Genomic DNA, 11,687 nt, shown 5'->3' with positions numbered 1-11,687 from the left:
CGACCAGCAAAGGAACCGCACCATGACCAGCACCCGACTTGTTTCCGCCGTGATGACGGGCGCCGTGATCGCGTCGCTCGCGATGGCGATTCCCGCAGCCCGCGCCGCGACCGCAGCAGCCCTGGCGAAGGCTCAGGCCAGCGCCGATGCCGCTTCCAATGCCGTCGCCATTGCCGCCGCCAACAAGGCCGCCGTCGACACGATGCTGCGCCGCTGGATGGGCGGCGACTACGGCGCGCTGCAGCCGATGCTCGCCGACGACATCGAATGGACGATCACCGGCAACTCCCTCGTCGCCGGCACGACGCGCAGCCGCGATGAACTCAACCGCACGGTGCTCGGCCCGTTCGGCGCGCGCTTCGCGCAGTCGCCGGACCGCTTCCGGCCGCGCACGATCCATGCGATCCACGCGGACGGCGAAACCGTCGTCGCGCACTTCTCCGCAGCCGGCACGACCAACGCCGGCAAGCCCTACACGAACAGCTACGTCTGGATGCTGACGATGCGCGACGGCAAGGCCGTCCGCGTCACGGCCTTCTTCGACAGCATCGCCTTCGACGATTTCTGGCGGCAGAACCCGATCGCGGCGAACTGAGTCCCCCTGCCCTCACCCCCTTTTTCCTACAAGGAGTTCCCCATGAAGACCTGGTTCATCACTGGCGCCTCGCGCGGCTTCGGCACCCTGTTCGTCAAGGAAGCGCTCGAGCGCGGCGACAACGTCGTCGCCACGGCGCGCAACGCCCGCGCCATCATCGACAAATTCGGCGACCACCCTCGCCTGCTCGCGGCGAACCTCGACGTTACCGACGAGGCGCAGGCCCGCGCCGCGGTCGAGCAGGCGGTCAAGCGCTTCGGCCGCATCGACGTGGTCGTCAACAACGCCGGCTTCGGCGTGCTCGGTGCGATCGAAGAGACCAGCGCCGCCGACGTCGAGGCGCTCTACCGCACCAACGTCTACGGCCTGCTGGCGGTGACGCGGGCCGTGCTGCCGCAGTTGCGCCAGCAACGCGCGGGGCATGTGATCAACATCTCGTCGATCGGCGGTTATCGCAGCGCTGCGGGCTTCGGCGTCTATGCCTCGACCAAGTTCGCCGTCGAAGGCATCAGCGAGGCGCTCGCCGATGAAGTGAAGCCGCTGGGCATCCACGTGACGATCGTCGAGCCGGGCTACTTCCGCACCGACTTCCTCGACGGCGGCTCGCTGACGACGGCCCCGGCCACGATCCCCGACTACGCCGACACGCCGGTCGGCGCGGTGCGCCGCATCGCGGCGGAACTGAACCATCAGCAGCCCGGCGATCCGGCGCGCCTGGCGAAGGCCCTGCTGCAGGTCGTCGACGCGGAACAGCCGCCGCTGCGCATGCCGTTCGGCTCGGACACCGTCGCGGCGATCGAGCAGAAGAACGCCTTCGTCGCGGGGAACTCGCGCAGTGGCGTGAGCTGGCGGTGTCGACGGACTTCCCGAAGTGATCGTGCAGTGATCGCGGCGCACGGGACGCCTGCCGTGCGGCGTCCGCTGCCTTCACCCTGAGCTCACACAGGGCTCATGCTGAGTTCGAACCCCATGGCGAGACTGGGTCCTTCACCTCAGGAAAGGACTCGTCTCGCCATGAACCGCTTTCTCGCTTCCGTGCTCATCGGGCTGCTGGTGTGGAACGTCTCGACCGCCCTGCTCATCGACGTCTACGTCCCGTCGCCCTGCAACGCCATCGGCCGCTGCGACGGCGACATGGCCTTCACGCTGAAGGTCGTCGGCATCTGGCTCGGCATGTTCTGGGCGTCGTCGGCCTCGGTGCTGCTGTACAACGTCGTGGCGTGGAAACGCGAATGGGCGCGGCATCAGCAGCGCGTGCGGTGATGGCACCGGACCGGGCGGAACCTCTTCGACCGGCTCATGTCGAAAACCGCTGATCCCGTTCGTCGTTCGTCATCTACCTTCGATGAACTCCAGGAGCCCGCGATGACCGACGATCCCGTTCACACCTTCCTGCGCGACTACGCCGCGGCAGTCTTCGACCGCGACCTGCAGCGCTTCGTCGGCCTGTACGCCGGGGATGTCCAGGTCTTCGACAGCTGGGACCGCTGGGAGTTCGCTGGCCGCGAAGACTGGGCGGGCATGATCGCCGGCTGGTTCGAAGGCATCCGGGACGTGCGTGTGCGCGTCACGGCGAAGGACGTCAAGACCTGGCACGATGTCCACGTGGCCGGCGGCTCGGCCATGCTGGAGTTCGCCGCGCTCGACGCCGACGGCCGGCCGTTGCGGTCCACGGAGAACCGCCTCACCGTGCTCCTGCGCAACGACGGCGGCACGTGGCGTGTCGTCCATCAGCACACGTCCGTGCCGGTCGACTTCCAGAGCAAGCAGGTGGTGAGCCGCTGAAGCGTCGATGAAGGGCCGAGGACGTCGGGAGGCGTCCGACTTCACACCGACCTCACCGCGGGCTCATGCTGCCCTCGAAGGGCATGACGAGACTGGCGTCTCCTCAACGAGTGGACACCGATCCGTCATGCCGCACTTCCACGTCTCTCTCCGCCTGGGTCGCGATAAGCTGCTGGGCCCGTCGCCCTCCACAGCCACGCCCATGCCGAGCACCCTCATCGAAGTCCGCCGCGCCTACGCTCAGGAGCAGGAAGTCCAGTTGATCGAAGCCGTGCAGGACGCGCTGATCGAAGGCTTCAAGATCCCGGCGGAAGACCGCTGCGTGCGCCTCGTCGCCTACGAGCCGCACCGGTTCATCTACCCGCCGCGTCTGTCGCGCCCCGAGTGCTACACCCTGGTCACGGTCACCGGCTTCGCCGGCCGGACGATCGAGGCGAAGCGTCGCCTCTATCGCAGCATCGTCGAGCGCCTGGGCGCGCTCGACATTCCCGCCGACCACATCACGATCACGCTCAACGAAGTGGAGCGCGAGAACTGGGGCCTGCGCGGCGGCCTGCCGGCGTCGGAGATCGACCTCGGATTCAAGGTCGACGTGTGATGCTCACGACGCCCGCGGCCGGTACCCGCGTACCTTCATGCACTCGTTGGTCAGCTCGATGCGCTTCTCGGCGATGACGATGCCGTCGCCGACGGCCTTGCCCATGGCCTGGCTGCCGCTCTCCTTGCCGGAGCTCGCCGTCGAGTAACTCGCGGTCGCGGCCTTGGCCTCGTACTCGCATTCGGCCTTGTCCTTCTCGACCTGCGACATCGGCGCGTCGGACTTCTCCCAGTGGTGATGGGAGGTCGCGCAACCTCCGAGCCCGATCGACACCGCCGTGCCGACGACAGCGGCGATCAGCGGCAACATGGTCTTCATCTCGCTCATTCGATGCTCCCTGGCGTGAACGGTGACGGACGAAACCAGTGTCACATGCAAGGGTCGATCCGCACCGTCCCGCAGCGAGGGGACAACCGCGGGCGCGAAGTCAGAGCGCCAGCCGATGCGCCTGCAGCGCCAGCAGCCCGTCGAAGATCAGCGAGTCGATCAGCTCGTGCGGGATGTCCAGGGCCGGCGAGACCTTCCAGCCCGCGCCGCCGGTCATCAGCGTGACCGGCGCCTGGCCGCAGCGCTTGAGGATGTGGCGATGCATGCGCTCGATCGCGCCGGTGATCGCGTAGTTGCCGCCGCTGGTGAGCGCGTCCGACGTGTTCGTCGGGAATTCGCGCACCTCGCCGGTCGGCACGCGCAGGCCGGCGGTGCCGCCTTCCAGCGACCGCAGCATGATCCCGTGTCCGGGCAGGATCAGTCCGCCAAGGAACCGGCCGTCCGCATCGAGCGCGTCCACCGTGACCGCCGTGCCCACCATCACCACCAGCGCCGGCTTCGGCGCCTGTCCGCGCCCGCGTGCCACCACATGGTGCCGCGCGCCGATCAGCGCGACGAAGCGGTCCGCGCCCAGGCGTCCCGGATGGTCGTACCCGTTGGTCACGCCGCCCGCCTGCGCCGACGAGGCGACCCAGCGCGGCTCGATGTCCCAGATCTCCTCCATCTGCTCCTCGACGCGATGCCGCATCGCGTCGCCGGCGACGTTGCTGCCGAGCATGCTGCCGGGCGCCGCAGGAAGCTTCGCCCAGTCGTCCTCGGCGAGCTTCTCGATGTTCTCCAGGAACTGCGCGCCGTGCGCCAGCATCGGACTGCCCGGTTGCGGGCCGGCATAAAGCGCCCACTTGAGGCGGGTATTGCCGATGTCGATGGCCAGGAAGCTCATGGGCGTTGCGCGAATCCGTGCGGTTCTTGGGGAAATGTCGGTGCCGTGAGGGACAGGGCGGCAGGTTAGCAGTGTTTGTCCTCAAGCCGGTGCACCGGACAGCCGATTTAGGATTGAATCGAGGCTCGTCGCCCATCCCGGGGCAACGCCGTCGTCACAACAACAAGGCTCCGGACCGATGAAGTTCTCCATCGCCACGCGACTGTGGATCCCCGTCGCCGTCATGTCCGTCATGACCGTCGTCATGACGCTGGGAGCGGCCTCCCGGACACGCGCCCTGCTGGAAGTCGCCCAGGTGACACAGGAAAAGCAGCAGCAGCGCTTCGAACTCGCGCTGCGCTGGCGCGGCCTCACCGAGGCCAACGCCAGCCGCGTGCAGGCCGGGCTGGCGGCCAACGACAACGCCGTCGCCGACGCCATGAAGGCCGACATCGCCCGGACCACCGAGACGATCAACGATGTCCAGAAGCAGCTCGAGGCGCTCGCCGAAGGCGACGAGGACAAGGCCGCGATGGCGAAGATCGCCGAACAGCGCAAGGTCTACATCGCCGCGCGCAACGACGCCAACAAGCTGAAGGCCGGCGGCGACAACGACGGCGCGCATCAGGCGCTCAAGCAGAAGGTCGTGCCCGCGATCGAGCAGTACCTGGCCGCGCAGCAGGACTTCGTCGCGCTGCAGCAGAAGCGCTCCGCGTCGCTGCGCGAGGCCGCGGGCGCCGAGCGGATGCGCACACTGTGGGGCGTGGCGACGCTGATGGCGGTCATCGTCGGCCTGCTGGCGCTGGCCACGGCGTACTTCGTGCGGACGATCTCGGCGCCGCTGAAGTCCCTGATGTCCGAAGCCGAGCGCATCGGCGAGGGCGATCTGTACCACGTCGAGCGCGACTACCGCGACGATGAGATCGGCGACGTGCAACGCGCGCTGGCCGCGATGAAGAGCTCGCTGCGCAAGGTCATCCGCGAGGTGCGCGCAAGCGCCGACGGCATGCAGACCGCCAGCCAGGAGATCGCCAGCGGCAACCAGGACCTGAGCCTGCGCACCGAGCAGACCGCGTCCAGCCTGCAGCAGGCGGCGTCGTCGCTGTCGCAGCTGACCGGCACCGTGCAGCAGAGCGCCGAGAGCGCGCGCACCGCCAACCAACTGGCGGGCAGCGCCGCCGAGGTGGCGGAGCGCGGCGGCACGGCGGTGGGCGACGTCGTGGGCACGATGGCGCAGATCGACGCGTCGGCCAAGAAGATCAACGACATCATCGGCACCATCGACGGCATCGCGTTCCAGACCAACATCCTGGCGCTGAACGCGGCCGTCGAGGCGGCCCGCGCGGGCGAGCACGGCAAGGGCTTCGCGGTGGTCGCGTCCGAGGTGCGGGCACTGGCGCAGCGCAGCGCCGGCGCGGCGCGCGAGATCAAGGCGCTGATCGGCGACAGCGTGACCAAGGTGGAGGTCGGCTCGCAGCAGGTGCGCAACGCCGGCGCGACGATGAACGAGATCGTCGCCAGCGTGCAGCGCGTGTCGGACATCATCGGCGAGATCAGCGCGAGCACCGTGGAGCAGAGCCAGGGCATCGGCAGCGTCAACGGCTCGGTGTCGCAGCTGGACCAGATGACGCAGCAGAACGCCGCGCTGGTCGAGGAATCGGCGGCCGCCGCCGAGTCGCTCAGCGAGCAGGCGCGCAAGCTCACCGCGCTGGTGGGGCACTTCAAGGTCAGCGATCCCAAGCCGACGCAGGAGGAGGCCACGAGCGTCGTCGCGGCGCCCGCGCCGATCGCGCGTGCCGCGGCACCGGTCGCCAGACCGGCGACTGCTCCCCGTCCGGCGGCGACACCCGTCGCGAAGAAGCCGCCGGCACCGCGGCCATCGACTGCGACCAAGACGCCGGTCGTGAAGACCGCGGCCAAGGCGTCCGCGCCGAAGCCGGTGGCAAGACCTGTCCCCAAGGCGCCCGCGCCGAAAGCGCCCGCCGCGTCGCATACACCAAGACCGGCGGCCCCAAAACCATCGGGACCCAGCGCAACGGCTGCTCCCGACGGCGATTGGGAAACTTTTTGATCTGGCGCAACGACCTCTTGAATAGAGGTCGTTTTGCTTTGGGAATGGGTTTTTAGCGTCCGCAACAGGTTTAGGCTGACTGCCCTCCTCCAACGCTTGCGGACGTAGCATGCACTTCATCCCGCATCCCGACGACGCCCCCTCTCCCGTCTCCGACCGCCACATCGCCACGATGGCTACTCTTAACCTCGGACTGCCCGACGATCTGCTGGCCTATCTCGACGAGCAGGCTTTTGCGCACGGACATGACGACAGCGCTCAATACGTCGTCCAGGTTCTCCATCAGCATCGCGAAAGGCAGGCGCTGAAGAGTCGACTGATCAACAGCATCAAGTCAGGTCCGGCCGGCTTCGCGGACGACCAGTACTTCAACGAACTGCTTGAGGAAGCCGAGGCAGAGGCATTGAACATGACGCGGCTTCGTCATTGGCGCGTTGGGCACAAGTCCCCTCAGGAGGTCTTCAATGTTGAGACCGAAGATCATGTACGCATGATCGACGTGATTCATGAGCGTCGTGACATGACGCAATGCCTTAGTCGCGACTGACATCCTTCATCGATTCGTGAGCGATGCGCAGCGCCAGCCCCCTCCTCCCCTGGCAAGTCTCCACCGGCGGCATCGCCGGTCTGATCCTGAGCATCGGCCTGGCGCGCTTCGCCTACACGCCGGTGCTGCCGTTGATGCAGCAGCAGGCCGCGCTCGGCGACGCGATGGGCGGCACGCTCGCCGCCGTCAACTACGCCGGCTACATGAGCGGCGCCGTCCTCGCCGCGCTCATCGACGATCCGCGCTGGCGCTCGCGGCTGTACTTCTGGGGCATGCTGCTCGGCCTCGTCGCCACCGCGCTGATGCCGCTCGCGCCCAACCTGGCGCTGTGGGCGGTCTCCCGCTACCTCGGCGGCCTCAGCGGCGCCGCCGGCATGCTGCTCGGCTCCGGCCTCGTGCTGGGCTTCCTGATGCGCGCCGGCAGACGCCCGGAACTCGGCGTCCACTTCATGGGACTGGGCCTGGGCATCGTCGTCTCCGCGATCGGCGCGATGACGATGGACCGGCTCGCGCTCGACTGGGCCGGCCACTGGTGGGGCTTCGTCGTCATCGGCGCGCCGCTGCTCGCGATCACCTGGTGGTGGCGTCCGCCCGTCCCGCCGCCCGCCACCGCCACGCTTGCCGCCGGCGCACCCAGCGCCCGTTGGATGCGGTGGATGATCGCCGGCTACTTCTGCGCCGGCTGGGGCTTCGTCATCAGCGCCACGTTCACCGTGACCATCGTCGAGCGTCAGCCGCTGCTTCACGGTCAGGGCCCCTGGGCGTGGCTGCTGGTCGGGCTCTCCGCCACGCCGGCCGTGTTCCTGTGGGACCGCGTCGCCCGCCGCTTCGGCGATCTCAACGCGCTGCTCGCCGCCTTCGCGCTGCAGATCGTCTCCGTCGTCCTGCCCATGCTGTCCGGTAGCCTCGCCGCCGCGCTCACCGGCGCGCTGCTCTACGGGGCGACCTTCATCGGGCTGGTGAGCCTCACGCTCGCGCTCGTGGGACGGCGCTCGCCCGGCAATCCCGGCAAGGCGATGGCGCGCCTCACCCTGAGCTACGGCGTCGCGCAGGTCACCGCGCCGGCGCTCGCGGGCGCGATGGCGCAGGCCAGCGGCAGCTACAGCGCATCGCTGTGGTTGACCGCCGCCGTGCTCACCGTCGGCATGCTGATCATGCTCAGACTACGCGGCCTGGAAGCGCGCGGCGACGCGTGAGTCATCGATGCCATCGGCCATTGCGGCCATTGCGGCCGTTGCGGCCCTGACGGCCACGGCGGCCACTTCATCCGGGGCGGACGTCGAGCCCTCCAGGCCCAGGTCCGTTCGCCATTGCGGCGACAGCGCCACCACGTCGCCGATGACCAGCAGCGCCGGACTCGGCAGCCCTTCGCGCTCGATCGCGGCAGGCAGGTCGGCGAGCGTCGTGAAGCACTCGCGCTGACGCGGCGTGTGCGCGGCGCTGACGATCACCGCCGGCGTGCCGGCGGCCAGTCCGCCGTCCTGCAGGGACTGAGCGATGACCGCGGCGCGCGTCAGACCCATGTACACGACCAGCGTGAGCCGGCTGCGCGCCAGCGCCGCCCAGTCCGGTGCGACGCCGTGCTCGCCGTTGTGCCCGGTCACGAAGGCCACGCCCGGCGTGCAGCGCCGGTCCGTGACCGGCACGCCGACCGACGCGGGCGCCGCCAGCCCGGCGGACAGGCCGTTGATCACCTCGACCTCGATCCCTGCCTCGCGCAACGCGTCGACTTCCTCGCCGCCGCGTCCGAACACGAACGGGTCGCCGCCCTTCAAGCGAACGACGCGCGCGCCGGCCCTGGCCTCGCGGATCATCAGTTCGTGGATGAAGCGCTGCTCCGTCGACACGCAGCCGCCGCGCTTGCCCACGCGCAACACGCGCGCGGAGGCCGGCAGACACGCCAGCACGCGCTGGTCGACAAGATCGTCCGTCAGCACGACCTCCGCCTGCTGCAGCCGCTTGAGCGCCTTGACCGTGAGCAACTCCGGATCGCCCGGTCCGGCGCCGACGAGGGACACACAGGGCGTGCGAACGGCCTGACCGAGAGGTGGGCTGGCGTCGAGCGGGCTCATGTCGGTTCCTTCACTTCATTCGAGACGGGTGGCACCCTCGGTGCCTTGGTGTGCACGAGGCGGCGCAGCGCCGGCAGACAGGAGCCGCACTGCGTGCCGCAGCGCAACTCGCCCTGCAGCGCGGCGAGACGGGTTTCGGGCGAGCCCTCCGGCAGTCGCCGGAGGCAGGCGCCGATGGCGTCTTCCCGCACGTTGAAACAGTTGCAGACCTGCGGGCTGACGGGCACGGCGGGCGACTCCGCATCGGGCGCCAGCAGGCGGCGCCCGAACGGCGCCACCGGCACACGCTCGCGCCAGAGCGTGTCGAGCCAGGCCGCTTCGCCGCCCTCGCCGACGCGCATCAGCGATTGCAGCCTCGCCTCGGTCCCTTCGCCGTCGATCCGCAACGATCGACTGCGCCCACGGCGCCCATCGGCGTAGCGCAACACACCGACGCCGTTCAGTTGCAGCACCGCCGCCAGCGCCTGCACCACCGGTGCCGGTGGCGGCTCCGCGAAGGCGAGTTCCAGGCTCCATCCCTCCATCGCATCCAGTCCCTCCTGCGCGTCCTGCGCGGGGCCTGGCAGGCAGCAGGCGTAATCCGCCTCCGCCATCAACGCGCGAAGCTGGCTGCGCAGCGCCGCGCCCTCGCCCGGGCCGACCCACGCAGCGCCGAAGACGCGCCACGGCAGTTGGACGGCCTCGACGGCCACGGCGGTGAACTTGAGCTCCGGCTGCCGCGCATCGGGGCAGTACGCCGGCTGTGTCAGCGCATTGATGCCCGACAGGCCGCGCCCGCCGAGGAACTCGCTGCCCCAGTGCATGGGCAGCCACGCCTGTTGTGCGCCGACGCCCTCGTCCGCGCGAAGCGGCACGATCAGTTCGCCGCGCCGCGACCGCACGCGGACCAGGGAAGCGGCCGTCAAGCCGCGCCGGTCGATGTCCTGCGGGTGCATCGCCACCGCCGGCCCCGGCTCGCCAGCGAAGAGCCTGGCGACCGTGCCGCTCCGACTCATGCCGTGCCACTGGTCACGCAGACGTCCGGTGCTCAGCGCCATCGGGAACCTGGCGTCCTGCACCTCCGCGGTCGGCGCGAAGGGCTTCGTGATGAAGCGCGCCCGGCCGTCGGGGTGAGCGAACTCGCCGTCCTCGTAGAGCCTCGTCGTCGCCGCGTTCGCGCCCGTGGGCCAGGGCCACTGGCGGGGTGCCTCTTCCAGCATCGGGTAGCTCAAACCGCCGATGTCCAGGTCCCGTCCGAGCGTCGCCTCGCGATGCTCCAGCCAGAGCTGCTCCTCCCGGTCCCAGGCGAAAAGCGAGGCCCGCCCCGGTCGCAATGCTGTCTCCATGCGGCGAGCGACGTCCCGCACGATGCGCCAGTCGGCGCGCGACTCGCCGGCCGCCGGCAGCGCCGCACGCACGCGGCTGATGCGGCGCTCGCTGTTGGTGACCGTGCCTTCCTTCTCCGCCCAGGTCGCCGCCGGCAGCACCACGTCGGCGAACGCCGCCGTCGCCGTGCCCGCGAAAGCTTCCTGGAGGATCACCAGCTCGCAGCGTTCCAACGCCGCGCGCACCAGCGCCTGGTCGGGCATCGACTGCGCCGGGTTCGTGCACGCGATCCACAGCGCCTTGAGTTCGCCACGCGCCGCCGCCTGGAACAGCTCGACCGCCGTCTTGCCCGGCCGCTCCGGCAAGGCGTCAACGCCCCACAGCGCCGCCACCTCCGCACGATGCGCGGCGTTGCCCGGGTCGCGATGACCCGGCAGCAGCGTCGCCATGCCGCCGCTTTCGCGACCGCCCATCGCATTCGGCTGGCCCGTGAGCGAGAAGGGCCCCGCGCCCGCGCGGCCGATCTGGCCGGTCGCGAGATGCAGGTTGATCAGCGCCGTGTTCTTCGCCGCGCCGCTGCTGCTCTGGTTCAGGCCCATGCAGTACAGCGACAGCGTCGACGGCGACCGCGCGAACCACTGCGCCGCCTGCAGGATGTCCGTTTCATTCAGTCCGGTCAGCCGCGCCGACTCGGCCGGCGTCGTCGTGCGCACCAGCGCCTTCAACGCGTCGAAGCCGCTCGTGTGCCGCTCGATGAACGCGGCGTCGATCCAGCCTTCCCAGATCGCCGCGTGCATCATCCCGTGGAACAGCGCAATGTCGCTGCCGGGCTTCAGCGCCAGATGCAGGTCGGCGAACTCGGCGGTCTCGGTGCGGCGCGGGTCGACGACGATGATCTTCATCGTCGGGCGCGCGGCGCGCGCCGCCTCGATTCGGCGGAACAGGATCGGATGCGCCCATGCCGTGTTGGCGCCGGCGATGAACAGGCAGTCCGTCTGCTCCAGGTCGTCGTAGCAGGTGGGCGGCGCATCCGCGCCCAACGACTGCTTGTAGCCAACGACCGCCGAGCTCATGCACAGCCGCGAGTTGCTGTCGATGTTGTTGGTGCCGATCAGCCCGCGCGCCAGCTTGTTGAACGCGTGGTAATCCTGGTCAGCAGCTGCCCCGAGATGTAGAAGCCGATCGCGTCCGGGCCGTGCTCTGCCCGGATCGCCAGCAATCGATCGGCGAGACGCTGCGTCGTGGTGTCCCAGGCCACGGGCTGGAGCGGCGCGTCGCGCGTCGCCCGCCATGCCGGCTGCAGCAAGCGCTGCTGCGCGCGCACCATCGGCGTCGCGGTCAGGTGCAAGGTCGAGCCCTTGGTGCAGAGGCGGCCGAAGTTGGCCGGATGCGCCGGATCGCCGCGCACGCCGACGATCCGGGCGTCCGCGCCGTCCCCCGTCGCGTCGATCAGCACGCCGCAGCCCACGCCGCAGTACGGGCAGGTCGAGCGCGTGGTGCGGACGTCCGGGCTCATCGCCATCGG

Annotated in this window: 10 protein-coding genes and 2 pseudogenes; 8 read left to right on the top strand and 4 right to left on the bottom strand. The window is 69.6% G+C overall.

Going from position 1 to position 11,687, the window contains the following annotated elements:
- The first annotated feature begins 22 nt into the window (after nucleotides 1-22).
- The 5 genes and pseudogenes from ACFJIX_RS10785 (at nucleotide 23) to ACFJIX_RS10765 (ending at nucleotide 2,978) form a co-directional block, all read left to right on the top strand.
- Nucleotides 23-595: a nuclear transport factor 2 family protein gene (locus ACFJIX_RS10785; RefSeq protein ID WP_377159835.1), complete on the top strand. Its 573-nt coding sequence runs from the start codon at nucleotides 23-25 to the stop codon at nucleotides 593-595.
- Nucleotides 596-637: 42 nt separating this feature from the next.
- A pseudogene (locus ACFJIX_RS10780) lies at nucleotides 638-1,470 on the top strand (oxidoreductase).
- 139 nt (nucleotides 1,471-1,609) lie between these two features.
- Nucleotides 1,610-1,858 carry a hypothetical protein gene (locus ACFJIX_RS10775; RefSeq protein ID WP_377159833.1) on the top strand — a complete coding sequence of 83 codons (249 nt, stop codon included), beginning with the start codon at nucleotides 1,610-1,612 and terminating at the stop codon, nucleotides 1,856-1,858.
- Nucleotides 1,859-1,960: 102 nt separating this feature from the next.
- Nucleotides 1,961-2,380 carry a YybH family protein gene (locus ACFJIX_RS10770; RefSeq protein WP_377159831.1) on the top strand — a complete coding sequence of 140 codons (420 nt, stop codon included), beginning with the start codon at nucleotides 1,961-1,963 and terminating at the stop codon, nucleotides 2,378-2,380.
- 202 nt (nucleotides 2,381-2,582) lie between these two features.
- Complete coding sequence (locus ACFJIX_RS10765) at nucleotides 2,583-2,978, top strand: tautomerase family protein (RefSeq protein WP_377159829.1); 396 nt, start codon at nucleotides 2,583-2,585, stop codon at nucleotides 2,976-2,978.
- Between the two features lie 3 nt (nucleotides 2,979-2,981).
- Here ACFJIX_RS10765 and ACFJIX_RS10760 read toward each other — a convergent pair whose 3' ends face one another.
- Entirely contained in the window at nucleotides 2,982-3,305 is a 324-nt protein-coding gene (locus tag ACFJIX_RS10760; RefSeq protein WP_377159827.1) for a hypothetical protein, read from the bottom strand.
- Between the two features lie 100 nt (nucleotides 3,306-3,405).
- Nucleotides 3,406-4,188, bottom strand: coding sequence for a type III pantothenate kinase (locus tag ACFJIX_RS10755; protein ID WP_377159825.1), 783 nt, complete (start codon nucleotides 4,186-4,188; stop codon nucleotides 3,406-3,408).
- Between the two features lie 178 nt (nucleotides 4,189-4,366).
- Between ACFJIX_RS10755 and ACFJIX_RS10750 the strand changes: the two genes are divergently transcribed.
- From ACFJIX_RS10750 to ACFJIX_RS10740, 3 genes are all read left to right on the top strand, one after another.
- Entirely contained in the window at nucleotides 4,367-6,238 is a 1,872-nt protein-coding gene (locus ACFJIX_RS10750) for a methyl-accepting chemotaxis protein (RefSeq protein WP_377159823.1), read from the top strand.
- 109 nt (nucleotides 6,239-6,347) lie between these two features.
- Entirely contained in the window at nucleotides 6,348-6,785 is a 438-nt protein-coding gene (locus ACFJIX_RS10745) for a hypothetical protein (protein ID WP_377159821.1), read from the top strand.
- A gap of 23 nt (nucleotides 6,786-6,808) precedes the next feature.
- A complete protein-coding gene (locus ACFJIX_RS10740) occupies nucleotides 6,809-7,981 on the top strand; it encodes a YbfB/YjiJ family MFS transporter (protein ID WP_377159819.1) in 1,173 nt (390 codons plus the stop codon).
- Here ACFJIX_RS10740 and cobA read toward each other — a convergent pair.
- Nucleotides 7,949-8,857, bottom strand: coding sequence for a uroporphyrinogen-III C-methyltransferase (cobA, locus tag ACFJIX_RS10735; protein WP_377159817.1), 909 nt, complete (start codon nucleotides 8,855-8,857; stop codon nucleotides 7,949-7,951). The genes ACFJIX_RS10740 and cobA overlap by 33 nt on opposite strands.
- Nucleotides 8,854-11,678 (bottom strand): annotated as a pseudogene (locus ACFJIX_RS10730) (molybdopterin-dependent oxidoreductase). Before ACFJIX_RS10730 ends, cobA begins: the two are co-directional and overlap by 4 nt.
- Nucleotides 11,679-11,687: the final 9 nt, after the last annotated feature.

The sequence above is a fragment of the Roseateles sp. UC29_93 genome (genome assembly GCF_042695725.1).
GTDB classification, from domain to species: Bacteria; Pseudomonadota; Gammaproteobacteria; order Burkholderiales; family Burkholderiaceae_C; genus Roseateles; species Roseateles noduli_A.
This window is presented reverse-complemented; position numbering and strand designations above follow the sequence as displayed.

What these genes read in the sequence shown, in the direction of transcription:
- ACFJIX_RS10785 (WP_377159835.1), top strand. Translation starts at nt 23, where the DNA reads ATGACCAGCACCCGACTTGTTTCCGCCGTGATGACGGGCGCCGTGATC.
- ACFJIX_RS10775 (WP_377159833.1), top strand. Translation starts at nt 1,610, where the DNA reads ATGAACCGCTTTCTCGCTTCCGTGCTCATCGGGCTGCTGGTGTGGAAC.
- ACFJIX_RS10770 (WP_377159831.1), top strand. Translation starts at nt 1,961, where the DNA reads ATGACCGACGATCCCGTTCACACCTTCCTGCGCGACTACGCCGCGGCA.
- ACFJIX_RS10765 (WP_377159829.1), top strand. Translation starts at nt 2,583, where the DNA reads ATGCCGAGCACCCTCATCGAAGTCCGCCGCGCCTACGCTCAGGAGCAG.
- ACFJIX_RS10760 (WP_377159827.1), bottom strand. Translation starts at nt 3,305, where the DNA reads ATGAGCGAGATGAAGACCATGTTGCCGCTGATCGCCGCTGTCGTCGGC.
- ACFJIX_RS10755 (WP_377159825.1), bottom strand. Translation starts at nt 4,188, where the DNA reads ATGAGCTTCCTGGCCATCGACATCGGCAATACCCGCCTCAAGTGGGCG.
- ACFJIX_RS10750 (WP_377159823.1), top strand. Translation starts at nt 4,367, where the DNA reads ATGAAGTTCTCCATCGCCACGCGACTGTGGATCCCCGTCGCCGTCATG.
- ACFJIX_RS10745 (WP_377159821.1), top strand. Translation starts at nt 6,348, where the DNA reads ATGCACTTCATCCCGCATCCCGACGACGCCCCCTCTCCCGTCTCCGAC.
- ACFJIX_RS10740 (WP_377159819.1), top strand. Translation starts at nt 6,809, where the DNA reads ATGCGCAGCGCCAGCCCCCTCCTCCCCTGGCAAGTCTCCACCGGCGGC.
- cobA (WP_377159817.1), bottom strand. Translation starts at nt 8,857, where the DNA reads ATGAGCCCGCTCGACGCCAGCCCACCTCTCGGTCAGGCCGTTCGCACG.